We start from the raw sequence: 23,890 nt of genomic DNA on the forward strand, positions 1-23,890 counted from the left end.
TTCTTTTTTATAATGGTTTATATGTATAATCTTTATTAGCAATTTGGAAATATGATTTTAATCCAGAGGTAATAAAGACTTTTTTGTCTTTAGTTATGAATAATGCATCTATACCTTCCATAGATTCTATAAGTTTCATAGATTTCTCTACACCAAGAATGTATACTCCAGTAGATAATCCATCTCCATCAATAGAGTTATCTGATACTATTGTGGCACTTATGATTTCACTTTCGGAAGGATAGCCAGTTGTAGGATCAATTATATGGTGAAAAACTCTACCATCTTTCATAAAGTATTTTTCATAATTACCTGAAGTAACTACAGATTTATTCCTTACAGTAACTATGCCCATGAATTCTCCACGTAGTTTAAAAGGATCTTGGATGCCAACTTTCCAATCAGTTCTGTCATCTTTGCAGCCTAAGGCATAAACATTACCACCTAAATCGATTATTCCACTGTTAATCTTGTGTTTTAAAAATATATTTTTAACCACATCAGCAGCAAAACCTTTAGCGATACCACCTACATCAATAGCTTGATTTGGTTTGCTTAACTTAATTGAAAAAGTAGTGTCATCAAATAGTATGTCTTTGTAATTAACAAGCTTTCTTTTTTCATCAATTTCTTTTTGAGCAGGAATTGATTCGTTGCTTTTACCTATGTTCCAAAGAGTAACTAAAGGACGAATTGTAGGATCAAAGCTTCCTTCTAATATCTCACTGTATTTTACAGCACTTTTCACTACAGAGTAGGTATCTTCATTTACTGATTGAAAATTTTTTCCGGAACTCATATTTATTTTTGATATATCACTAGAGGATTTAAAAGCTGACATATTATCATCAATTTCATTAAGCTTTAGAACAGTTTCTTCTATAGCAAGTTCAGCATTTTTGCCGATAGCTTTTAAGTTTATCAACGTGCCTAGAGCATAAAAACTTTTAGTTATAGGTTCATAAGTCTTTTTTCTAAGAATTAAGATTGATAACAAAATGAGAGCTGTAATTCCTATGGTAATCAGTAGAATTAAATTAATTGGATTCAAGAAAATTCACCACCTATAAAAGAATTTTCAGGTGGGGATTATTAATAGGGAAAGCGAGAACCCCACCTGAAGTAAATTGATTACTAGGATAATTAAGATTATAGAGAGGCAATCTTAATTATCCATGAGTGTAGGCTGAGAATTTGCTGAGAATTGAGTTAACTGTAAGTGAAGAAATTTTTAAATTGCAAGGAGTAAAATAATAGACTTACTGTCTATCAAATATTTTTAGATAAATTATAAACGTAGTTCCAGCGCCAACTGTACTTTCTACATTAATTTTTCCTTCGTGAGCATCTATTATAGATTTTACGATGGAAAGACCAAGCCCGTAGCCGCCATCTTTTCTAGCTCTGTGAGTTTCACTTCTAAAGAATCTATCAAATATCTTATCCAGATGTTCAGGGGTAATACCTGTACCGTTATCAGATATTCTTAATACTGAATAGGTTTCAGATGCAATATTCTCTGTATTTGTAGATATAGTTACTAAGCCATTTATAGGATCAGTATGTCGTACAGCATTTTGTACCAAGTTGAATATAACTTGTTTTATTTGGTTTCTATTTATATTTACTTTTATATCATCATGAAGTTGTAGATTAACTTTTCTTTTATCACAAAGTACTTCAAGTTGTGGCAGTACCTCTTTGATCACATTGTTAATGTCTTCTGGAACTAAGTCTATAGAAACTTTTTGATCAAGCTTAGTTAATAATAAAAGGTCATTTACTAGCTTTGTTAATCTATCACTTTCTAATAAAATACTGTTTAAGGCTAAATTCAATTGATCCTCATTTTTAGCAGCACCTCTTAATAAGATTTCCACAAACCCATGTATTGATGTAAGAGGAGTTTTTAATTCATGTGAGGCATCTGAAACGAAGCTTCGCATTTTTTCTTGAGTTTTTTGTTCTTTATCAAATGATGTTTCTATTCTTTCAAGCATGTTATTAAAAGAAACAGATAATTTATCAATCTCCAATTGTTCATTATTTTCAGGAAGCCTTGTGTTTAGCTGCCCTACATTTATCTCTTCAACAGTATTGGTCATGTTGTGAAGAGGCAATAAGGTTCTTTTTATAACAGTGCCACCTACAGTAATTCCTATAAATAGAATTAGAATGGAGGAAGTAATATAGATATATAATTGATTGTGAAGCATAGAATCAATATCTTTTACAGAAGTACTTAGTTGAATTAATCCAATAGGGGCATCCTTTGGACCTATTTTTCTCCATATAACAAGTTGACAAGAATCAGTTTCATCCTCAATAACCTTATAGCTTTTTTCTAAGTTCTCCTTGCTATTAAGAAGTTCTATATACTTATCATTCGATAATTTAGGAACAGGAGTTATTAAGTTGACTTTTTTCTCATGTAACTCATGTTGATCGTGTTCATCCATGTTGGATATATTTACCTTGCCGCAACTATCAATTATGTTACCAGTTGAATCAATAATTGCAACGCTCATATTTACATCAATAAGCTGTTGGATTAAATCTGAACTATTTTGTTTTATGCCATCCATGGTTTGTAAGTAGAACAGAGATTTTATTTTTTCATCATGAAATCTTGATAATAAAATTTGCATTTTGCTCTTATATAGATGGTCCCTCATAAGTAAAAATTGTGCAGATTGTATTATTACTAAAGAAGTGATTAATATAGCAAAAAATCTAGATAGTAGCTGCCATTGTAAGCTCTTCTTGTTAATTTTGGGAATGAATTTTTTCATCAGATTACCACCTTATATCCAACACCTCGTACTGTTTTTATGATGTTATGATCCTTATCTCCAATTTTATCTCGTAGATATCGTACATAAACTTCCACGATATTTTCATCGCCGTTAAAATCATAACCCCAAACATTTTCAAGTATTGTAGATTTACTGATAACTAAGCCTCTATTTAAAAGCAAGTATCTAAGAAGATTGTATTGTGTAGGTGGTAAATCTAATATATTGCCGTTATAGGATATTTCATGAGCGCCATCATCTATAGAGAAATTTCCCATAGTATTTGTTTCACTCAGTTCCGGAAAAGTACTTTTTAGTCTTACTTCAATACGAGCAATTAATTCTTTGAAACTAAAGGGTTTAGACATATAATCATCTGCGCCTAAACTCAAGCCTTTAACTAAATCATCAACTTCATCTTTAGCTGTAAGCATAATTATAGCTGCCTTAGTAAGTTTTTTGATTTGTGAGCAAACTTCATAGCCGCTCATGCCGGGTAGCATTATGTCTAATATAACAACATGAGGATTAATCTCTTGAACTGCTTTTATTGCCTCATAACCATCAAAGGCGGTATGTACAGTATAACCCTCCGCTTCCAAGCCCATTTTGATAAAATCAACGATACTTTGTTCATCATCTACTACAAGAATATTTATTTGTTCTTTAAAAAGTGAAGCCATAAGATAGATCTCCTTTATATATTTAGATAAAATTTATAACAAATGATTTAACAGAATAAAATATTTTTAAATCATTATGATACGTTAAATCAAATTTGAGTATATATATAATTCTATTTATTAATCTAAAAAAAACAATAGAAGATAGAAGACAAAAATGTAAAACTTAAATTTCAAATAAGTTTATATCTTAAACAATAGGAAAAATTATAAGAGTAATTATTGAGGATACATTGAATATAAATCTTGACTAAATACTATGAATAAAATAGACTTTATTTAGCAGAACATGGTGTACGACTAAATAATAATAGTATATAACATTAAGTGAAAGTTGCTGTTAGCAAAAGAAAAATTAGTTGTGTAAAGAAGGGATATTTGTTATGGACGAAATCATAGGTCTTTTAGAAAAACTGAATTTCTCAAAAACTGAGGCAGCAGTTTATATAACTTTATTAAAAAATGGAAGTCTAAATGGTTATCAAATTGCAAAAATATTAAATATGTCTAGGTCATCAGTTTATTCAGCATTAGATAATTTATATAAAAGAGGGGTAGTGTTTTTGTTACCAGGAGATTCTCAGATATATAAGGCAGAAAACCCTAATGTATTAATAAATAATATGAAGAACAATTTTATCCAAACTGCAGATATGCTTGAAACAAAACTAGAGCAAATAGAAACATCGAATTCTGAAGAGAGATATGTGAATATACAAGGTTATGATAATATTATTTCAAAGATAAAAGAATTGTTACTAACAGCGGAAAAAGAGGTATATATAAATACTGATATTAATTTATATAAATTTGAAAAGGAATTTATGGAACTTAAAGAGCGAAAAGTTAGAATTATAGTGTTTTCTTTTTCAAAGATGGAAGCAGAAAATCTTCCTGTAGAGTTATATAATCATGGGAATTTAGAATGTGTAGGTAAGGAAACAAGAATAATGTTAGTGATAGATTGCAAAAGAACATTGGTGGCAGATAGAGGTCCTCACAGAGAAGAATTTATGGGAGCATTCACAGAAAATAGCTTATTTGCATCTATTGTTTCAGAGCATATTCACAATGATATTTATTTGTTAAAACTTAAGAATAAATATAAGAAGGATTTATTTGATGATGATATTAAAATAAATACAATCTTAGAAAATAGATAAAATATGAAATAAAGCACTCATTAAATCTTAGTGATAGAGGTATAAGTTTGTTGTAACAACTTTCGTTAAATTGAATATTATAATATAGAAATATTAGTAGGAGAATGCAGAGATGAATGGCTTTGAATTAATCATGAAGTTAAGACAAAAGATGCAAGATCCAGCTTTTGCACAAAGATTTAATGCTATAGCCAGCGAACTTAACTCTATTCCTGGATTGCAACAAGAAGTAATGAAAATTGCACAAATAGATAATGAAAAAAAGAGACAGAAGGCTATTGATCATTTGCCAGACAGAGCAAAAAGTTCAGTTAATGAGTTACTTAAAATGTTAAATAGTTAAGGAAACCTAAAAAGTAAGTAAGTTTATATGTCATTTTTGAAGATGTTTAAGTTAAAAATGCTAGAGAGCAAGGTTCTCTAGCATTTTTACATTTAGTTGAAGCTATATTTAGAATTTTTGAGTAAATAGCAGCAAATTTAAGATATTTTCATGTAATGGATGATAATGATAATAAAGTTTCAAAACATAGCTCTTACTAACTTTGACTTTCTTTGACTTTAAAATTAAAATGTAATTGTAAAAAAGATAAAGAATAAATATTTTAAGGAGGTCTTTAGTATGTTTGGATTAATACCTTTTAAAACTAATGGAGTCAAAACAACAGGAGGTTCCTTTGAAGATTTTATTAATGGATTTTTCAATGATGATTTCTTTGGAAATATGAATATGCCAGGAAACTTCAATGCAGATATAAAGGAAACTCAAAATGAATATTTGGTGGATGCTGAATTGCCAGGAGTTAATAAAGAGGACATAAATCTAGAATACAGAGATAATAATTTAATTATTTCTGCAAAGAGAGAAGAAACATTGGATGAAAGCAAAGATAATTATATTAGGAGAGAAAGACATTATGGACAATTGAAGATTATTTTACCAAAGATAAATAAAGTTATTGAAAATAATAATAGAATACAAATTGAGTAAGAGAAGGCTTATATATAATAGTTAAATAGCTTCCTGTGAATTTCACAGGAAGCTATTTAAGTTTGGAAAATGATTTTTTTTAAAAAAATTATTCAATGTTATAAGAAAATGGAGTCAGATTTTAAATTAGAGGTTAGACTCTAAATTTCTATACAAAGTGGCATTTTAACTATAAATATTTATATATATATCTATAAATGTATGTTTAAAGTTATATATTTAAATACATAAATTTAAATATATTTACTATCTTGCATTTAGTTGTTAGTATCAGTATATAATTGAAGTATAATTATATTAGAAAAATTTGAATGTGTGAGGATACATAATGAGAGATATTCATTGCTTAGAGGATTATTACGAATTATTTAGGATGAAATGGTGGAATTCTAGTAGTAATTTCAAACAATGCTTAGATAGAGTTACACCTGCGGAAAAGAAAAAAAGACAAAAGAAACTGAATGGCATGCTTAATAAGCTTTTTAAACATCTTGATAGTGTACCGGTTAATGATGAAGATATAGATAAGTGGAAGCAGAAGGGAAGACGAATCATAGGTCAAGCTATAAAAAAAGATGATTATTTCAATATTGGTGACGTAGATAATAGGTTAAGAGATAATTTTATTGAAAGTACTAAAACTTTTATTAAGACAGCTAGAGAATTTGATAAAAATCTTTCAATAGCCGATATTGGTCAGGCAATGAGAAATGTTTGGATCATAAATATGATTCAGTCTTTACTAGGAGAAGAAATTAAGTTTACCAGGGCCATATATGGATATAGTATGCTTTATCCATATACAGATAATTATTTGGATAGTCCAGAAGTAAGCATTGAGGATAAGAAGGAATTCAATGAAAGATTTTATAAGAGGTTAAGAGGAGAAAACATAGAACCTGTAAATCCTAATGAAGAAAAGGTTTATAAGTTGGTAGAAGACATAGAAAGCATTTTTGGTAGAAAACGGTATCCTAAAGTTTATGAGAGCTTATACACAATACATGAAGGACAAATTAAAAGCTTAACTCAGCAGGACAAGGTAACAATTCCTTATGAAAGAGATATACTAGGGATATCTATAGAGAAGGGAGGAGCTTCAGTTCTTGTTGATGGATATCTTGTGAATGGAGAACTTACATCAAAGAATATAGAATTTTGTGTTGGATATGGATTTTTGCTTCAGGTAGCAGATGATTTGCAAGATGTAAAAGAAGACTTTAAGAATAATCACATCACAATAATGTCACAGCTGGCAGGAAAATATAACTTAGATCCATTAGCAAATAAATTAATTAATTTTACCATAGGTTTATTAGAAGAATATGAAGCTGATGAAGGAAGAGATATTAGTAATTTAAAGAATCTTATAAAAAATAATTGTGTATTTTTAATATTGTTTTCTATGATTTTAAGTAAGGAGTATTTTTCAGAAGAATATATAAGAATTCAAGAAGAGTTTCTTCCGTTTAGTATGGAATATATAGAAAATTTGAAATTCAATCTAGGAAATAAGTTCAAAGAAATTAAAGAAAAAAATAACTGGACAGATGAAAGGCTTATGGACGTTTTAGATAAGGTTATTGAGTAAAATAGGAAATATATTGCAATTAATAGCATAGTTATGATAATATGAAAGCAAGTTTACAATCACGGAGGTTTGTTTTATGAGAAGTCCAATTTAATGCGTAAATAATTAATAGAGTTCTACAAGGTAGAGAAAAATTTAATTTCTAGTACCTTTATTAATTATGCAAAAAATTGGATGGTGAATTAAATTGAATAATAAGAAAAACGTGTACCTTATGTACTTGATTGTATTTTTACAAGGTTTTGTTTTCTATGCTCCTATATCAACTCTGTATAGACAGGCTAGAGGCATAACTATTTATGATATATTTGTGATTGAGTCTGTATATTGGATTATAGCAATTTTAGGAGAGGTGCCCTGGGGTTGGTTTGCAGATAGATTTGGGTACAAGAAAACTCTTGTAATTGCTAACCTTATATTTTTTATATCTAAGATTGTTTTTTATGGAGCTTATTCTTTTCCTATGTTTTTATTGGAGAGAGTATTTCTTGCTATAGCTTTATCAGGTTTATCAGGATGTGACATGGCATTTTTATATTCTTCTATAGATGAAGCGGAATCACAAAAGGTTTTTGGCAGATATAGTTTTTGTATGACAGCTGGATTTTTGATTTGTTCATTGATGTCTACACCTATAATTGCTTGTTCTATGGACTTAGCAGCGTTACTTACTATTATCCCTTATGGACTTGCTACTATTGCAAGTTTATTTCTAAAGGAGGTAAAAGGAGAAGCAGAGGAAAAGCAGAACTTTAAAGAGAGTTTTAAACGAGTGCTTGGGAATAAGAATATCTTCTTTTTATTAGTTTCTGTGGCATTAATAACAGAGGTATATCAAGCTATAACAGTAGTTCTAAATCAACCTCAGTATGCTAGAAGTGGAATTGATGTTAAATATTTTGGAATTTTGTTAGCTGCAGTGCAGATCATTGCTCTTGCTTCTGCTAAGGTTCATAAGATAACAGAGAAGTTTGGAAACCATAAGAGTATTTTAGGATTAATTTTAGCAATGATGATGAGTTGTATTATATTAGTTCTTACTAGAAGTCCTATCTTAAGTGTGTTAAGTGTGATGATAGTGTCTGGTTCAATGGCATTAATACATCCCATTGTAGCTGATGTTGAGAATAAAACTATAACTACTCAAGATAGAGCAACAATCTTATCAATTTATGCTATTATAGGAGACTTAGTAGCTACAGTTATAAATCCTATGATAGGTAAGGCTGCTGACATGTCATTAGACATATCCTTTAAGTTTTGTGTAGGATTATGTGTTGTAGCGGTAGTATTATTCTTAGTATACTTTAGAAAAGAAAAATATGTGGTTAATGGAACTGAGGATGAAACAATTAGTAATGTTAAAGAGGATATAGTGATTGATGTTGGAGGTGAAGCAATTCTTCAAGATGGTATAACTTCAGATTTTGCAGATGAGACAATTGCTGATAACCCCAATAATTAGATTAAATGAAAAATATACTATTTCGTAGTTGATATAGTAGTTTTAAATATAGAATAATGCTTAAACAAAAAAATACCCCTGCTGAAGAATTACTTCAGTAGGGGTTAATTAATTATTGATTATACAAACATATATAGTTTACAGATAAATTCTAAAACTGTCTACTGTTAAATTTGGGAATATAAAAATAGACTAGTATATGGACTTATCTATTTTACTTCAAATATCCATCCTTCTGGAGCTTCTACATCTCCAACTTGGATACCACATAGAATTCTGTATAATTCTTTTGTTACAGGTCCAACTTCCTTTTCATCATAGAAAACATGAAACTTACCTTTGTATTCAATTCCTCCAATTGGAGTGATAACAGCAGCAGTACCACAAGCACCTGCCTCTTTGAATTCATCTAATTTATCTATGAAAACTTCTCTTTCATAAACAGGCATTTTTAAATAATCTTTAGCTATTTGCATAAGAGAATATTTTGTTATGCTAGGTAAAATAGAAGGTGAAACTGGAGTTACGAATTCATCATTCTTTGTAATTCCAAAGAAGTTTGCAGCACCAACTTCATCAATTTTAGTATTAGTTGCAGGATCTAAGTAAATACAATCTGCAAAACCAGCATCAGCAGCCATTTTGTGAGAATTTAAAGAAGAAGCGTAGTTACCTCCAACTTTATATCCACCAGTTCCTCTAGGAGCAGCTCTATCATAGTCTGCAACGTTGAAGTTACAAGGAGCCATTCCGCCCTTGAAATAAGGTCCAACTGGAATACAGAATACACCAAATAGGTACTCTGGAGCAGGTTTAACCCCTATGTTATCACCAACACCAATTAAGAATGGTCTTAGATATAAGGTTGCACCAGTTCCATATGGAGGAACATAATGTTCATTTGCTTTTACAACTTGCATACAAGCATCAATGAACTTTTCCTTTGGCACTTCTGGCATAAGTAATTTTTCAGCGCTAGTATTCATTCTTTCAGCGTTCTTATCAACTCTAAATAATTGGATTTTTCCTTCTTTTGTTCTGTATGCTTTTAGCCCCTCAAAGCATTCTTGACCATAATGTAGGCAAGTAGACGCTTCACTGATGGAAATCATGTTATCCTCAACTAATTTACCATCATCCCATTTACCGTCTTTCCACATAGAAATATAACGAAAATCTGTCTTTATATAACTAAATCCAAGATTTCCCCAATCGATATTAACTTCTTTAGACATAAAAATACCTCCCACATTTATTTTTGAAATTATTCTGAATTTTTATGTACGCTTAATTATATATTTTACCACTATTACGATTAATAGTTAAGGAATAAATCGAAAATATTAAAAAAGTTAATTAGCAAATGTAGGCGTATTTATAGCTAATTGACTTAATTAAACTCGCATGTTAATATTATGCATATTAATGTTTAAGGGGGAGAATTATGAGAGGCAGAAAATTTATTGGTGGTGTGACATTAACAGCTTTTACTATGGCAACATTGTTTAATACAGTTGGTGTAAGTATGGCTAAAGCTACAACAACAGAAAATCTTAAAAAAACCAATATTTTATCGAGTTTAGGAACACAAGAAAAATTAAATTCAATTAAAAAAATAGAAAACTGTGGAGAAGTTGCAATTAATGAAGAGGTAGAAGTCAGCAATGATTTCATAAATCAAAGCGTGGGACATGCTGTAGATATAAGATATATTTTAGATTATGGTTCACAAATTGATGATTCTAAATTAACGGTATATCAAAAACAAACAAATGGAAGCTTCAAGGAAGTGGAGTATTGCAAGTTAGACACTTTAAATAGAGTATTGCGGTTTTACCCTAAACAAGGTGGGATTTATAAAATAAATGTAAAACCTAATAGTGCAACAGACAATAATCAATCTTTGAAAACAGTTAATGATTATACAGCAACATTTGCAGCTTTAAACAATAAATCAAAATCAGTATTCAATTCTCAAGATATATTACAACAAGCTGGGAGTATTCCAAGTGATAATGGAATTTGGGTTGCAGAGGAAGATAGGGAATATATATCAAATCTAATGCATGAAGTTTGTGGTGCATATTATTATTTTGATTCAAAAGGATATTTAAGACAAAGTTTAAAAGATGGTTACAATGGCGATGATTCAATAGTTTATTCAAATATGATAGATAGTATTATTAGAAATGAAAAGATAGTAATAGGTAGAGATACAGGCAGCGTAATTTACAACAATCAAGGTAAGACTTATAAGAAGGTTAATTTTAATGGTTTCAATTCTAAAGTGGCAATGAATAAGGAACATAAAGGCACAGTAATAGTATTAGATAGCAAATATTTTTCTGATTCATATGAAAATAAAGGTGAATTAGCTCATAAACTATTTGATTTATTAAAAGTGTCAAATGCAGTTTCAGTTAAAGAGGCAAGTACCGATGGAAAGAAGATTGCTAGAAAATCAAGTATATTCCCTGAAAGATCACAGGCACAAGTTTCATATCTAGCATCTCAAGCTCCAGTTTATTATGGGCCTAATGCTTCTGTATATGCAAAAAAAGGAACAGTGGCTGAGAATGAGAATGTAACAATAATAGCTGAAGAAAATAATTATTTCGTTATTGAGTATGTTACAGCTAAAGGTCCACAAAGAGGGTATATTGATAAGAGGTCAGTAGAAAACTATGTAAGCATTAGTTCTAGTATAGAACATAGTAGCCTTAAGCCTAAGCAATATGAAACTAGTAATAAAGGAAATAATATAGAAGTTTTTTCAGTACCTGCATGTGACCATGAAGTTATTGGAAGTTTAAAGCCTGGAACTAAGGTTATTTTATTGGATGATCAGACTAACAGATTTCCATATATAGAATATGATACAAAACAAGGGAAAGTTAGAGGATACGTCTATAGGCTTTGTCTAAAATCACAAACAATTAATATTGATAATCCTGTAAATAATAAAACAGTTAGTGATAATTTTAAAATAAATGGTTGGGCATTAGATATATTTGGAGTAGACCGTGTACAAATACTTATTGATGGCAAATATGTAGGAGATGCAAAGATTGGTGAAAGTAGACCAGATGTAAAGAAAGTATTTCCTGAATATCAGGAGGCAGATAAGAGTGGTTTTAGTTATAATTTAGATATAAGTAAACTCTCAAATGGAGTCCATACAGTAACTGCAAGAGCAGAAAACGGAGGGGAAGTGTGTGCAGAAAAGAGTAAGAACTTCCAAATATCTAAATTGCCAGTAAAAATGAATGTGGATACTCCAACTAATGGGCAAGGAATTAGCAATAAGTTTAATGTAAGTGGTTGGGTATTGAATCCATCTGGGGTAAAAAGCATAGAAATACTTATTGATGGTAAACATATAGCATATACAACAATAGGACAAAAAAGACCAGATGTAAAGAGAGTATTTCCTCAATATAAAGATGCTGATAACAGTGGTTTTAACTGTACTGTAACTGCAGGTAATATTACTAAGGGAAAACACAATGTGACAGTGAAGGTTGTTGGCAATGATGGTAGTACCTCTGAATGCAGTAGAATTATAAATATTAATAAATAGAAAATGTATAATAAATTAAAAGCGTAGATTAATTTCTACGCTTTTAATGTTAAAATTAGGAGTTTAATTTCTATAAACTAAGAAGTAATAAGTTGAATATTAACTATCAATATCATTTTTATCATCAGAAGACTCAGAAATAAATTTTTGTGTTAATAAGTAGCCTAGTGAGATACCAATAATGTTAAGAATAATATCATCAACATCAAAAACACCAACTTTAAATATAAGTTGGGTAGACTCTATCATAAATTCTACTGGAAGCATTATAGCAATAAGTGTTCCAAATTTCTTGTTTTTAAAAAGGTACCCTATAGGCATAAATAATATAACATTAAGTATTGCAGTTATAACACTGTCAAAAGATTTTAATTGATCCAATAAAAGTAGTGGATTTAAATTATAGATTCTAATTTTAAAAAAGTTTCTTCCAAATAATGAAGGTATTAACATTAAAAAATAGCATATATAAAAAACTTTTAAAGTTGTTTCATCTATAGTTTTATAAATAATAAACTGAGTAATACAAAATATACAAACTATTTGAAATATAATTAATATAATTGAAAATGGCTTAATAATAAAATCATTTATACTGACAAGATTAAAAACAATTTTACTTGTCAAATAATAATTGATTATTAGTGCAACTATAGAACTCAAAATTAAAATTAATAAATTCTCAAAAAACTTTTTCATAACATCCTCCAATCGAATTATTTTAGATCTCTATAATTTGATAATTGGTTACTTTCTCCTTTTAGATAAAATGCTTTTATCTTTGTTTAAGTATTTGTTGTTTATCAAAAATTTAATAGTTATCTTTCTTAAAAACTTACTTAGAATATGATTTTAGATCATATTATTTTCTGGCAAAACCTGTAAATATAGTGTTAATTGTGATATTGTTTTATTATACAAAATGTAAACTCATAATCCAAGTATTAAGCTGGGTATTAACAAAATCTTAATTAGATAGGCAGATTTAAGTAGTAAAAATAAGGATTTAGGTATATAGGCTCAACTTCCAAAATAGAATGTTTTTTTAAAAATTGTAATGTATACCCCTATACTGTATAATAAAAGTTTAGGGGGTGTAGAAATATGTTAAAAAAATTTATAAGCTTTTATAAACCACATAGGACATTATTCTTTTTAGATTTTTTTGCAGCATTTTTAGTTGCTGGTTGTGATTTGATTTATCCTATGTTAACAAGAAATGTGATTAATGACATTATTCCAAATAAAAATCTTAGGAGTTTAGTAGTATTTGCTGTAGCGTTGTTGATTATATATATAATTAAAGCTGGGCTTAATTATTTTATGACTTACTATGGGCATGCAGTTGGGGTAAGGATGCAGGCAGATATGAGAAGAGATATGTTTGAACATCTTCAGTCACTGCCATGTAAGTATTTTGACAACAATAAGGCTGGAGTAATAATGTCAAGAATGATAAACGACCTTATGGAAGTTTCAGAACTGGCACATCATGGTCCAGAAGATATATTTACTTCTGTAGTAATGATAATAGGATCATTAATTGTTTTATGCACAATAAATGTTCCTTTGACTATAATTATATTTGCTTTTATACCAATATTATTATGGTTCACAATGTCTAGAAGAAAAAAGATGAACGATGCATTTTTAGAAACTAGAGTTAAAACTGGAGAGGTTAATGCAACCTTGGAAAACAGTCTAGCAGGGGTAAAAGTAACTAAGTCTTTTGCAAATGAAGAATTTGAAATGCAAAAATTCCAAGAAAATAACGTGAAGTTTAAGAAGGCAAGAGAATACTCTTATAAGGTTATGGGAGAATACTTTGCAGGTATGAACTTCTTTACTGATTTGCTAGATTTATTGGTTTTAATTGGGTCAGGATATTTTGCATATAAAGAGTATATTAGCATAGGTGATTTAGCAGCTTATATTTTATATATTAAGTCATTTATGCAGCCAATAAAGAAACTTATAAACTTTATGGAGCAATACCAAGCTGGTACAACAGGCTTCAAGAGATATATGGAGATAATAGAGGAAGTCCCTCAACAAGAAAAAGAAAATACCACAGAGTTAAAGAACGTTAAGGGAAGAATAGATATAGAGAATGTAAGCTTCAGTTATGATGAAAATAATGCTCAAATCTTAGAAAACTTTAATCTTTCAATAGAAGCAGGTAAGATGGTAGCATTAGTAGGACCATCTGGTGGAGGAAAAACAACTATTTGTAACCTAATTCCTAGATTTTATGAATTTGAGGAAGGAAGAATATTAATAGATGGCAATGATATTCACGATGTTTCTTTAAGATCGTTAAGAAGTAACATTGGAGTTGTTCAACAGGATGTATTCTTATTTACAGGGACAATAAAGGACAATATACTGTATGGAAGTCCAAGAGCTACAGATGAAGAAATCATACAAGCAGCTAAAAGAGCTAGTCTTCATGATTTTATAATGACTTTACCAAACAGATATGATACTTATGTAGGGGAAAGAGGAGTAAAGTTGTCAGGTGGGCAAAAACAAAGAATTTCTATAGCAAGAGTATTCCTTAAGAATCCTCCAATACTTATATTAGATGAGGCAACTTCAGCCTTAGATAATGTAACAGAATATGAAATTCAACAATCCTTGGAAGAGTTATGTAAGGAAAGAACAACCTTAGTAGTTGCACATAGATTAACCACTGTTAAGAATGCTGATGAAATAGTAGTTGTAACAGACAAGGGAATAGAAGAAAGAGGAACTCATGAAGAGTTGATGAACTTAGGTGGAATCTATAGTGGATTAAATGTTATGTATAACTAAATTAATGATGTTTGATGGAAGAAGGCTTATGCCTTCTTCTTTTTTAATGTCTTATGGAATGTAGTGTGATATTAAGCTGCGTTTAGCCAATATGGAATATAGAGTTCCATCATCCTTCATTTCTTTTATGGTTTGATTAATTGCATTTAGTAGAGTAGTATCTTCTTTCTTTAAAGCATATCCTACAGCTAAATTTATTTCTGGTTTATATTGATTTGGGGATAGCAATTTTAAATTTAAGTTAGGTCTTTGTAAAAGAGCACTTTCTGCCATTATAGAATCAGTAATTATAGCGTCTACAACATTATGTTCTAATGCTAGATATAATGAGTTATTATCAAAAAATCTTGTATAAGTTTTTATTAATCCTTGGTTTTTCCAGTTCTTAGCCATATCTTCATAAACTGTATCTCCAATTACACCGATTACCTTGTTTTTTAAAGTATCTTTATTGTTTATATTTGTATCCTTTCTTGTTAATATTGCATCTACTTCAGTATAAATTGGAGTAGTGAAATTTACTAAATTTTTACGACCAGCTGTAGCATAGAAGCCCTGTGCAATAAGATCAATTTCAGGATTGTTAACCAATTCTTCTATTATGTAAGGAAATGCTAGATAGCGTGCATCCACTTTATTTGCTCCTAAACGTCTAGCTATTTCTTTTATAATATCTGCATCAAGTCCACTAAATTCACCAGATATAGGATCTTTATAGGAGTATGGGATAGCATCAGGGGATAGTACTGTCAGTACTCCTTTCTGTTTTATTCTTTCTAATCTATCAGATTGTTGCACTGAAGTTGCATGTTCATTTGCTTGAACTATGTTAGCATTTACATTGGGAATGATATTTGAAATAAAAATTGATAAAATTATAAACATTAAAAGTCTTTTCAAGTAAATTCCTCCTAAGCTTAAGATCATTTAATTTCTATGGAATATAGTGTGATGTTAAGCTCCGTTTAGCTAGTATTCCATATAAGGTGCCGTCAGTCTTCATCTCTTGTAGTGCCTCATTAATTGCGTTCAATAATGTGATATCTTCTTTCTTTAATGCATATCCTACGTTAAAAGTTGCTTCTGACTTATATTGGATTGGAGATAACAACTTAAAGTTTGAATTAGGTCTTTGTAAAAGAGCATTTTCTCCTAGTATAGAAGAAGTGACTACTGCATCAATAATTTTATTTTCTAATGCTAGGAGTAAAGAATTGCTATCATAAAAACGTATATAATCACTTATTAAACCTTGCTGCTTCCAATTGTTAGCTATATTATCATTGAATGAACCAGCAACCACACCAATTATCTTGTTTTTAAGGTCATCTTTATTGTTTATATTTGTATCTTTTCTGGTTAATATAACATCCCTTTCAGTATAGATTGGGTTGGTGAAATTCATCAATTTCTTACGTTCATCTGTTATATATAATCCTTGAGCAATTGAATCAATTTGAGGATTATTTATTCCTTCTTCGAGCAAGGAAGGAAATGCTATGTATTGTGCATTCACATTATTAACTCCAAGGCGGTAGGCTATTTCTTTTATAATATCTGCATCAAGTCCACTAAATTCACCATTTATAGGATCCTTATAAGAATATGGAGCCATGTTAGCTGATAATACTGTTAGTACTCCACTTTTTTTAATTTTTTTTAGCCTATCCATTTGTTGAACAGAGGTCGTATTTTCGTTTGCTTTTACTATATTATTACCTAAATACAGTGTAAAATTTAGCACTAGAATTAATATAGTTACAAATTTTAAAAAACTTCTCAATTAAATTCCTCCTAAACTTAAATATACTCTAATAAAAAGCAGTTATATTTTATATTTTCTTTTATTTGTTGCAAATATTCTCTTGTTCATAGAAAATGCTAATTTTTTATAGAGTCAGCTATAACTACAATGCGCTAATCTTATTTACAGTTTATCCAATAAATTTATTTGTATAATTATAATAAAGTTCGTGATTTTTTTAACACTGTTTGTTATAATTATAGTTGAATGATTTCGTATATGACATTTTAGGTATCTTGAAGAAATAAGTGAGGCCATGCACTAGTCTATTTGGACTTGTTATTTATTTTCAGATGACTTAATATAAAATGAAATAAAAATAGTATTTTTTGAGGTGGAAAGATGAAGAAGATCGTAATAAACGGGGTACAAATCGAAACTGATGAAAACATATCTGTTCTACAATTAGCAAGAAAGAACAACATTGATATACCAGCTCTTTGCTTCTTAGAAGAATGTAATGGTGTAACAAAGTGTGCAGTATGTGTTGTAGAAATAGAACAAGAAGGTAAGACTAAGCTATCAACATCATGTACAACAATGGTTGAAGATGGAATGGTTGTTACAACTAATTCAGAAAAAGTTCAAGAGATGGTTAAGAAGAGAATATCTTCATTACTTGATAAGCATGAATTTAAATGTGGAGCTTGTAAGAGAAGAGAAAATTGTGAGTTCTTAAAGCTTGTAATAAAGACAAAAGCTAAAGCAACAACTCCATTTGTTGTAGAAGATAAAACTCCATACATAGATGATAGAAGTAAGTCTTTAGTGTTTGACAGAACTAAGTGTGTTGAATGTGGAAGATGTATTGATGCATGTAAAAAGAAGACAGGCACTTGTACTTTAGAATTTACAAAGCAAGATGGAAAGAGAATAGTTGCAGCTAAGGATATGCAATGTGTAGATGATACAAATTGTTTATTATGTGGACAATGTATAAATGCATGTCCAGTAGATGCCTTATCAGAAAAATTACACATTGATAGGGTTAAGACAGCTTTAGCAGACCCAGAAAAGCATGTAATAGTAGCTATGGCACCATCTGTAAGAGCAGCTCTTGGTGAATTATTCAATATGGGATATGGTGTAGATGTAACTGGTAAGATATATACTGCATTAAGACAATTAGGATTCAATAAGGTTTTTGATATAAACTTTGGAGCTGATATGACAATAATGGAAGAGGCTACAGAACTTATTCAAAGAATTAAAGCTAATGGACCTTTCCCAATGTTTACATCTTGTTGTCCAGGTTGGGTGAGACAAACAGAAAATTACTTTCCAGAATTATTAGGAAACTTATCTTCTGCTAAGTCACCACAACAAATATTTGGAGCAGCAAGTAAGACATACTACCCAGAAATAGAAAAGATAGATCCTAAGAATGTATTTACTGTTACTATAATGCCTTGTACTTCAAAGAAATTCGAAGCAGATAGACCTGAATTTGAAGTAAATGGGTTAAGAGAAATAGATGCAGTAATAACAACAAGAGAATTAGCTAAGATGATAAAAGATGCTAAGATTCCATTTGCTAAGCTTGAAGATAGTCAAGCAGATCCAGCTATGGGAGAATACTCAGGAGCAGGAGTTATATTCGGAGCTACTGGTGGAGTAATGGAAGCAGCTTTAAGAACAGCTAAAGATTTTGTAGAAAATGCAGATCTTGAAGATATAGAATATACAGCAGTTAGAGGTCTTGAAGGAATAAAAGAAGCTACTGTTAATATAGGTGGCAATGATTATAACATAGCTGTAGTAAATGGTTCAATAAACTTATTTGAGTTTATGAAATCAGAAAAAATGAAAGAAAAACAATATCACTTTATAGAAGTTATGGCTTGTATAGGTGGTTGTGTTAACGGTGGTGGACAACCTCACGTAAGTTCTGTAGAAAGAGATAAGGTTGACATCAAGACAGTAAGAGCTTCAGTTCTATACAACCAAGATAAGAATAGCACTTTAGCGAAGAGAAAATCTCATAAGAATACAGCTTTATTAAAGATGTATGAAACATATATGGGAAAACCAGGTGAAGGATTAGCTCATAAGCTTTTACATCACAAATATACAAAATAGAATATCTTTTAAATTAATATAAAAATAGAAGTCCTTGAAATTACTTAGTTGGGTTAACTGAGTAGTTTTCAAGGACTTTTTTGATTACGCTATTATAAATTCACAGTAGAATACTGGATTAAGTTTTAATATAATTATGAACATTCTTAAATTGATAAAATTTATTATTATTGAAACTATAAATAGACATGTTAAATTTAATTTGTTAAAATAATATTTAATTAATTAGAATTTTATTTGATGAAAATTAGTTTTATTTTAAATAATCAATAAATAAAATGTAAAATTTAGAAAGTAGACTTTATAAAGGTTGTATAAAGCCTGTTAATGCAAGGAGAAGTGAATAGAAATTGAAAAATCAAAAGAAATTAGTAATAGAAACAAATGAAAAGATAAAGTTAATAAAATCACAGCAAGGGGAACTAGATGCGGTGATACTATATAAAAAATTATCAGCAGTTATTAAGGAAACAGAGTATAAGGAAATTTTTTTAAAAATAGCTGCAGATGAAGGAAAGCATGCAGGTATCTTAAGGTCGTATACACAAGAAAATCTAAAACCTAAGGGAGGAAAGGCTGCATTTATTATCATTATGTATAAGGTATTGGGATTGAAGTTTACTTTGAGAATATTATCTAAGGGAGAAATTAAGGCAGCAAATGAATATGCTTTTCTTGTAAACAAGTTCCATAAGATTAATGAAATTATGAAAGATGAACAAAGACATGGAGAACTTATGAGAAATATGTATATGTAACTAATGTTTTAATAAATAAAATAAGTTAAATATATACAAACTTAGAATTTGGTTAAGAGGTGAATTACCAGAAATGAAATTTTTTGCAGTATAAAATTCATATTTGAAAATTTATCCGAATGATAATAAAGAAAATAAACTTTATGGGTGGAATACACATATAGAAATGCCAATAATAACTGCTTGTCTAAAAACTTTTTCATATGGTATAATTTTTAAGCACAACTTGAGAAAGGAGGAGTTACAGGGAGGTGGCAATATTTACAACGATTACATTTGATTTCCTGTAACGATAGGGTTTAATGAACGAAGGAAAAAGTAAATTAACATTAGTTCCATTGATATTAATGATATTTACAGCTGTTTTTGGATTTGCAAATATGCCAAGAGCATTTTATTTAATGGGATATGCAGCAATTCCATGGTATGTAATATCAGCTATACTATTTTTTATTCCATATGCATTAATGCTTTCAGAATTTGGAGCGGCATTTAAGGATGAAAAAGGTGGAATATATTCTTGGATGGAGAAATCAGTAGGGCCTAAATTTGCATTTGTAGGTACATTTATGTGGTACGCATCTTATGTAACATGGATGGTAAACATCTGTTCATCAATTTGGATACCACTTTCAAATGCAATTTTTGGAACAGATAAAACATCTACTTGGCATTTATTTGGACTAACTTCTACACAATTTTTAGGTGTGTTAGGGGTATGTTGGATTACATTTATTACTATAGTTGCTTCAAAAGGTCTTGAAAAGATTAAAAAGGTGACGTCTGTAGCAGGAACTGCAGTATCATTACTAAATTTAGTTTTATTATTTGCAGGGTTACTGATTTTAGTTTTAAATAAGGGACAATTGGCACAACCAATTACAGGAGTAGGATCTTTTGTAGATTCTCCTAATCAATCATATCACAGTCTTATATCACTAGTATCATTTATGGTTTTTGCTATATTTGCATATGGTGGGATAGAAGTAGTTGGAGGATTGGTTGATGAAACAGAGAATCCAGAGAAAACTTTCCCTAAGGCAGTTACTATTGCAGCTATAATAATTTCTTTAGGATATTGCATTGGAATTTTTGTTTGTGGATTTTTTGTAAACTGGAATTCAGTTTTATCTTCAAACACAGTGCATATGGGAAATGTAGCTTATGTGGTTATGAAAAATCTAGGATATCAACTAGGAATGGCATTAGGAACAAGCCAATCGGTAGCTATTTCTATGGGAGCATGGGTGGCTAGATATACTGGACTTTCAATGTTCTTAGCATTAACAGGAGCATTCTTCTCTTTGGCATATTCTCCTTTAAAGCAATTAATTGAAGGAACTCCAAAAGAGATGTGGCCAGGAAAAATGGGAGAAATTACTGAGGGTATACCAAAGAATGCTTTAAAAATTCAAGGTATAATTGTTGCAGTAATGGTACTATTAGTATCATTTGGTGGAGATGCTGCTAAGGAGTTCTTTGGAAAGTTAGTTTTAATGACTAATGTAGCAATGACTATTCCATACATGTTTATAGCAATTGCATTCCCATTCTTCAAGAAGAAGACTGAAATAAAGAAACCAGTTGAAATATATAAGAGTTACACTGTATCTGTTATAGTAACAGTAATAGTAGTAGCAGTTGTGGGCTTGGCTAACGTATTTACAATTATTGAACCAGCAACAAATGGTAAGATAATGGATACAGTTTGGATGCTTGCAGGACCTGTAGTGTTCTCAATAGTAGCTATTATTATATACTATATTTATGAAAGAAAAAATCGAAATAAATTTAAAAAATAAAATTAAAAAGCAATCTATGAATATGAATTTTCATAGATTGCTTTTTGCATAGTAATCTAAATAAGAGAAATAATAGAGTTGATATGGCATCTTCAAAAATAAGTGAGTCAAGATTTTAGAATATTTGGATTTGTTATTTTGAGATGTATAAATTAAATTGTATAAAAAGGAGTAGATAACTATGCAAGCTATGGTTGATAAAGACAAATGTATAGGATGTGGACTATGTCCAACTATATGCACACAAGTATTTGGAATGGGTGAGGATGGAAAAGCAGAAGTTATGTGTGAAGGATTAGGTGAAGAAGTACAAGATTCTGCTCAAGAAGCTAGAGATGGCTGTCCAGTAGATGCAATATCTATAGAAGCATAAGGTATCTGAAATGACATAGGTTTATATGTTTAGTTATTTTGAGAGTCTAAATTTTACGTATAGAGGTGATTGAAACAATGCCAGAATTTCCAAAGAATTTCATGGCTGAACATCAAGAAAAGCAGCCAGGAATAGAAGCACAAATGAAGTCAAAACCTATATTTATTAAGGATGGATACAATAAAATATCAGAAAGATTATTAGATAAGATAGCTATAATTACAGGTGGTGATAGTGGTATAGGAAGGGCTGTAGCCTATGCTTATGCAAAGCAAGGAGCAAAGGTAAATATAGTTTGCCATCCAACAGAACGTGGTGATGCAGAGGAAGTAAAGAAGGGTATAGAAACTGAAGGTGGAGTATGTGAAATATTCGAAGGGGATATAAAGCAAGAGGAATTTTGTACTAAGGTGGTTAATGATGTTATAAACAGATTTGGAACAGTAGACATATTAGTAAACAATTCAGCAGTGCAATATCCTCAACAAAATATTACTGATATTACAGCAGAGCAATTAAAAGAAACCTTTGAAACAAATATCTTTAGTTTCTTTTATTTTACAAAGGCAGTAGTTCCTCATATGAAGAAAGGCTCTTCTATAATAAATACTTCTTCAATAACTGCATTTAAAGGCAGCAAAGATTTACTTGATTATTCAGCAACTAAAGGAGCTATAAGTGCTTTCACAAGATCTTTAGCATCAAATTTAGTTGATAAGGGCATAAGGGTTAACTCAGTGGCACCAGGTCCAATATGGACACCACTTATTGTAGCATCCTTCCAAGCAGATCAAAATGCAACCTTTGGATCAGATAATCCAATGAAAAGAGCAGGTCAGCCAGTAGAAGTAGCTGGAGCTTATGTGTTCTTAGCATCAGAGGATGCATCATACATAACAGGTCAAACCATTCATGTAAATGGTGGAGAGATAATTAACGGGTAGAACTTTTATTAAAGTATTATTATTAGAAAAGTCTGCAAACCGTTGAAATTGGCGTTTCTTGATATCGTGATAATGAGATATATTTTTATCGTGAAATAAAGAAAAGAATAGCAGTTAGAAAACGAATTTGTTTTCTAACTGCTATTTCAATTTATTAATGAGAATTAAAAACATAATCACTTGATATATTAATAAAGCTTTTAAGTAAGGTATCTATTTTTCTATTTCTGCTAATTAGAAATTTAACCTCTGCTTGTTTGAAGTTATCTTTTAAATAATAAATAAAAAAATTATTAGTTTTAGATAAAACGCTTTTTGGCAAAAGTGAAATCCCTAGATCTTCAGAAATACCACTAATAATGGATTCTAAAGAATCAAATTCAATAACAGAAGTGGGTTTGGTATTGTTATAGATGAACCATTCTTTTAAAAGATTTCTGTAAGGACAGTTAATATCTGAATTTATTATTATAGGAAGTGTTAAATTATTAATATCATCAATGGGGCTAGAAGATATCAGTGCCAACTCTTCATTAAAAGCAAATACCTTTCTAAGTTTTAAATCTGAAAACTCACCAGATATAAAAGCACCATCTAATTCACCCATCATAAGCATATCAAGAAGAATATCTTGTTTTTCTGTTTTTAGCGTCAAAGAAACTTTTGGATTTTTAGCATAAAATAAAGAAAATAATTTAGGTAAAATAGATGCAGAAATAGTCTGAGTGGCCCCTATTGTAATAGTAGTTGGGGCAAAATCAGAAAGAAACTCATCATTAATTTCATCAAATAACTGAAGAATTTTATCTGCATATTTAAGTAATTTTTCGCCATCATCTGTAATTGTAGTACCCTTATTGTTTCTTATAAATAAAGTTGAGTTTAATGTATTTTCAAGTAATTTAATTCGCATGGTTATGTTTGACTGGGCATAACCAAGCTTTAGAGCAGCCTTTGATATAGATTTTTCATAGGCAACTGTTTGAAATATTTTTAAATCGTTAATCTCCATATTATAAGAGCCTTTCATTAAAACTAATTTATTTTT

At 29.9% G+C, this 23,890-nt stretch carries 20 protein-coding genes; 12 read left to right on the forward strand and 8 right to left on the reverse strand.

The genetic code is table 11. From position 1 onward, the window contains the following. Positions 1-7: 7 nt before the first annotated feature. From OCU47_RS19485 to OCU47_RS19495, 3 genes are all read right to left on the reverse strand, one after another. A complete protein-coding gene (locus OCU47_RS19485) occupies positions 8-1,051 on the reverse strand; it encodes an FAD:protein FMN transferase (protein WP_261830233.1) in 1,044 nt (347 codons plus the stop codon). 208 nt (positions 1,052-1,259) lie between these two features. Next, complete coding sequence (locus OCU47_RS19490) at positions 1,260-2,792, reverse strand: sensor histidine kinase (RefSeq protein ID WP_261830234.1); 1,533 nt, start codon at positions 2,790-2,792, stop codon at positions 1,260-1,262. Beyond that, positions 2,792-3,478 carry a response regulator transcription factor gene (locus OCU47_RS19495; protein ID WP_261830235.1) on the reverse strand — a complete coding sequence of 229 codons (687 nt, stop codon included), beginning with the start codon at positions 3,476-3,478 and terminating at the stop codon, positions 2,792-2,794. Before OCU47_RS19495 ends, OCU47_RS19490 begins: the two co-directional genes overlap by 1 nt. A gap of 383 nt (positions 3,479-3,861) precedes the next feature. Here OCU47_RS19495 and OCU47_RS19500 point away from each other — a divergent pair, with 383 nt between their 5' ends. The 5 genes from OCU47_RS19500 (at position 3,862) to OCU47_RS19520 (ending at position 8,688) form a co-directional block, all read left to right on the forward strand. Continuing rightward, a complete protein-coding gene (locus tag OCU47_RS19500; RefSeq protein ID WP_261830236.1) occupies positions 3,862-4,641 on the forward strand; it encodes a TrmB family transcriptional regulator in 780 nt (259 codons plus the stop codon). 112 nt (positions 4,642-4,753) lie between these two features. Next, positions 4,754-4,984: a hypothetical protein gene (locus OCU47_RS19505; protein ID WP_261830237.1), complete on the forward strand. Its 231-nt coding sequence runs from the start codon at positions 4,754-4,756 to the stop codon at positions 4,982-4,984. 279 nt (positions 4,985-5,263) lie between these two features. Beyond that, on the forward strand, positions 5,264-5,632 hold the full coding sequence (locus tag OCU47_RS19510) for an Hsp20 family protein (RefSeq protein ID WP_261830238.1): 369 nt from the start codon (positions 5,264-5,266) through the stop codon (positions 5,630-5,632). Positions 5,633-5,960: 328 nt separating this feature from the next. Next, positions 5,961-7,223 (forward strand): hypothetical protein, encoded by a 1,263-nt coding sequence (locus OCU47_RS19515; protein ID WP_261830239.1) that lies wholly within the window; start codon positions 5,961-5,963, stop codon positions 7,221-7,223. 187 nt (positions 7,224-7,410) lie between these two features. Next, positions 7,411-8,688 carry an MFS transporter gene (locus OCU47_RS19520; protein WP_261830240.1) on the forward strand — a complete coding sequence of 426 codons (1,278 nt, stop codon included), beginning with the start codon at positions 7,411-7,413 and terminating at the stop codon, positions 8,686-8,688. Positions 8,689-8,897: 209 nt separating this feature from the next. On the opposite strand, the gene OCU47_RS19525 is transcribed toward OCU47_RS19520, so the two are convergent. Continuing rightward, positions 8,898-9,923 carry a branched-chain amino acid aminotransferase gene (locus tag OCU47_RS19525; protein ID WP_261830241.1) on the reverse strand — a complete coding sequence of 342 codons (1,026 nt, stop codon included), beginning with the start codon at positions 9,921-9,923 and terminating at the stop codon, positions 8,898-8,900. Positions 9,924-10,132: 209 nt separating this feature from the next. Between OCU47_RS19525 and OCU47_RS19530 the strand changes: the two genes are divergently transcribed. After that, entirely contained in the window at positions 10,133-12,268 is a 2,136-nt protein-coding gene (locus OCU47_RS19530; protein ID WP_261830242.1) for an Ig-like domain-containing protein, read from the forward strand. 99 nt (positions 12,269-12,367) lie between these two features. On the opposite strand, the gene OCU47_RS19535 is transcribed toward OCU47_RS19530, so the two are convergent. Next, positions 12,368-12,967 carry a VanZ family protein gene (locus OCU47_RS19535; RefSeq protein WP_261830243.1) on the reverse strand — a complete coding sequence of 200 codons (600 nt, stop codon included), beginning with the start codon at positions 12,965-12,967 and terminating at the stop codon, positions 12,368-12,370. Between the two features lie 405 nt (positions 12,968-13,372). Between OCU47_RS19535 and OCU47_RS19540 the strand changes: the two genes are divergently transcribed. Next, complete coding sequence (locus OCU47_RS19540; RefSeq protein WP_261830244.1) at positions 13,373-15,082, forward strand: ABC transporter ATP-binding protein; 1,710 nt, start codon at positions 13,373-13,375, stop codon at positions 15,080-15,082. A 51-nt stretch (positions 15,083-15,133) separates the two neighbouring features. Here the strand turns inward: OCU47_RS19540 and OCU47_RS19545 are convergent, their stop codons facing one another. Both OCU47_RS19545 and OCU47_RS19550 read right to left on the reverse strand, forming a co-directional pair. Beyond that, on the reverse strand, positions 15,134-15,982 hold the full coding sequence (locus OCU47_RS19545) for a substrate-binding periplasmic protein (RefSeq protein WP_261830245.1): 849 nt from the start codon (positions 15,980-15,982) through the stop codon (positions 15,134-15,136). Between the two features lie 34 nt (positions 15,983-16,016). Then, positions 16,017-16,865 (reverse strand): substrate-binding periplasmic protein, encoded by an 849-nt coding sequence (locus OCU47_RS19550; protein WP_261830246.1) that lies wholly within the window; start codon positions 16,863-16,865, stop codon positions 16,017-16,019. Positions 16,866-17,228: 363 nt separating this feature from the next. Here OCU47_RS19550 and OCU47_RS19555 point away from each other — a divergent pair, with 363 nt between their 5' ends. The 5 genes from OCU47_RS19555 to OCU47_RS19575 all read left to right on the forward strand — a co-directional run bounded on the left by OCU47_RS19555 (position 17,229) and on the right by OCU47_RS19575 (position 22,842). Then, positions 17,229-18,965, forward strand: coding sequence for a ferredoxin hydrogenase (locus OCU47_RS19555; protein ID WP_261830247.1), 1,737 nt, complete (start codon positions 17,229-17,231; stop codon positions 18,963-18,965). 350 nt (positions 18,966-19,315) lie between these two features. After that, entirely contained in the window at positions 19,316-19,723 is a 408-nt protein-coding gene (locus tag OCU47_RS19560) for a ferritin family protein (RefSeq protein WP_261830248.1), read from the forward strand. A 302-nt stretch (positions 19,724-20,025) separates the two neighbouring features. Then, a complete protein-coding gene (gene yjeM / locus OCU47_RS19565; RefSeq protein WP_261830249.1) occupies positions 20,026-21,525 on the forward strand; it encodes a glutamate/gamma-aminobutyrate family transporter YjeM in 1,500 nt (499 codons plus the stop codon). A 181-nt stretch (positions 21,526-21,706) separates the two neighbouring features. Continuing rightward, complete coding sequence (locus tag OCU47_RS19570) at positions 21,707-21,898, forward strand: ferredoxin (RefSeq protein WP_261830250.1); 192 nt, start codon at positions 21,707-21,709, stop codon at positions 21,896-21,898. Positions 21,899-21,975: 77 nt separating this feature from the next. Next, the gene (locus tag OCU47_RS19575; protein WP_261830251.1) at positions 21,976-22,842 is read left to right on the forward strand and encodes an SDR family oxidoreductase; all 867 of its coding nucleotides are present in this window, start codon (positions 21,976-21,978) and stop codon (positions 22,840-22,842) included. A gap of 154 nt (positions 22,843-22,996) precedes the next feature. Here OCU47_RS19575 and OCU47_RS19580 read toward each other — a convergent pair whose 3' ends face one another. Continuing rightward, the gene (locus tag OCU47_RS19580) at positions 22,997-23,854 is read right to left on the reverse strand and encodes a LysR family transcriptional regulator (protein WP_261830252.1); all 858 of its coding nucleotides are present in this window, start codon (positions 23,852-23,854) and stop codon (positions 22,997-22,999) included. Positions 23,855-23,890 lie beyond the last annotated feature (36 nt).

Origin of the sequence: Clostridium sp. TW13 (assembly GCF_024345225.1) — a bacterium.
Classification (GTDB): domain Bacteria; phylum Bacillota; class Clostridia; order Clostridiales; family Clostridiaceae; genus Inconstantimicrobium; species Inconstantimicrobium mannanitabidum.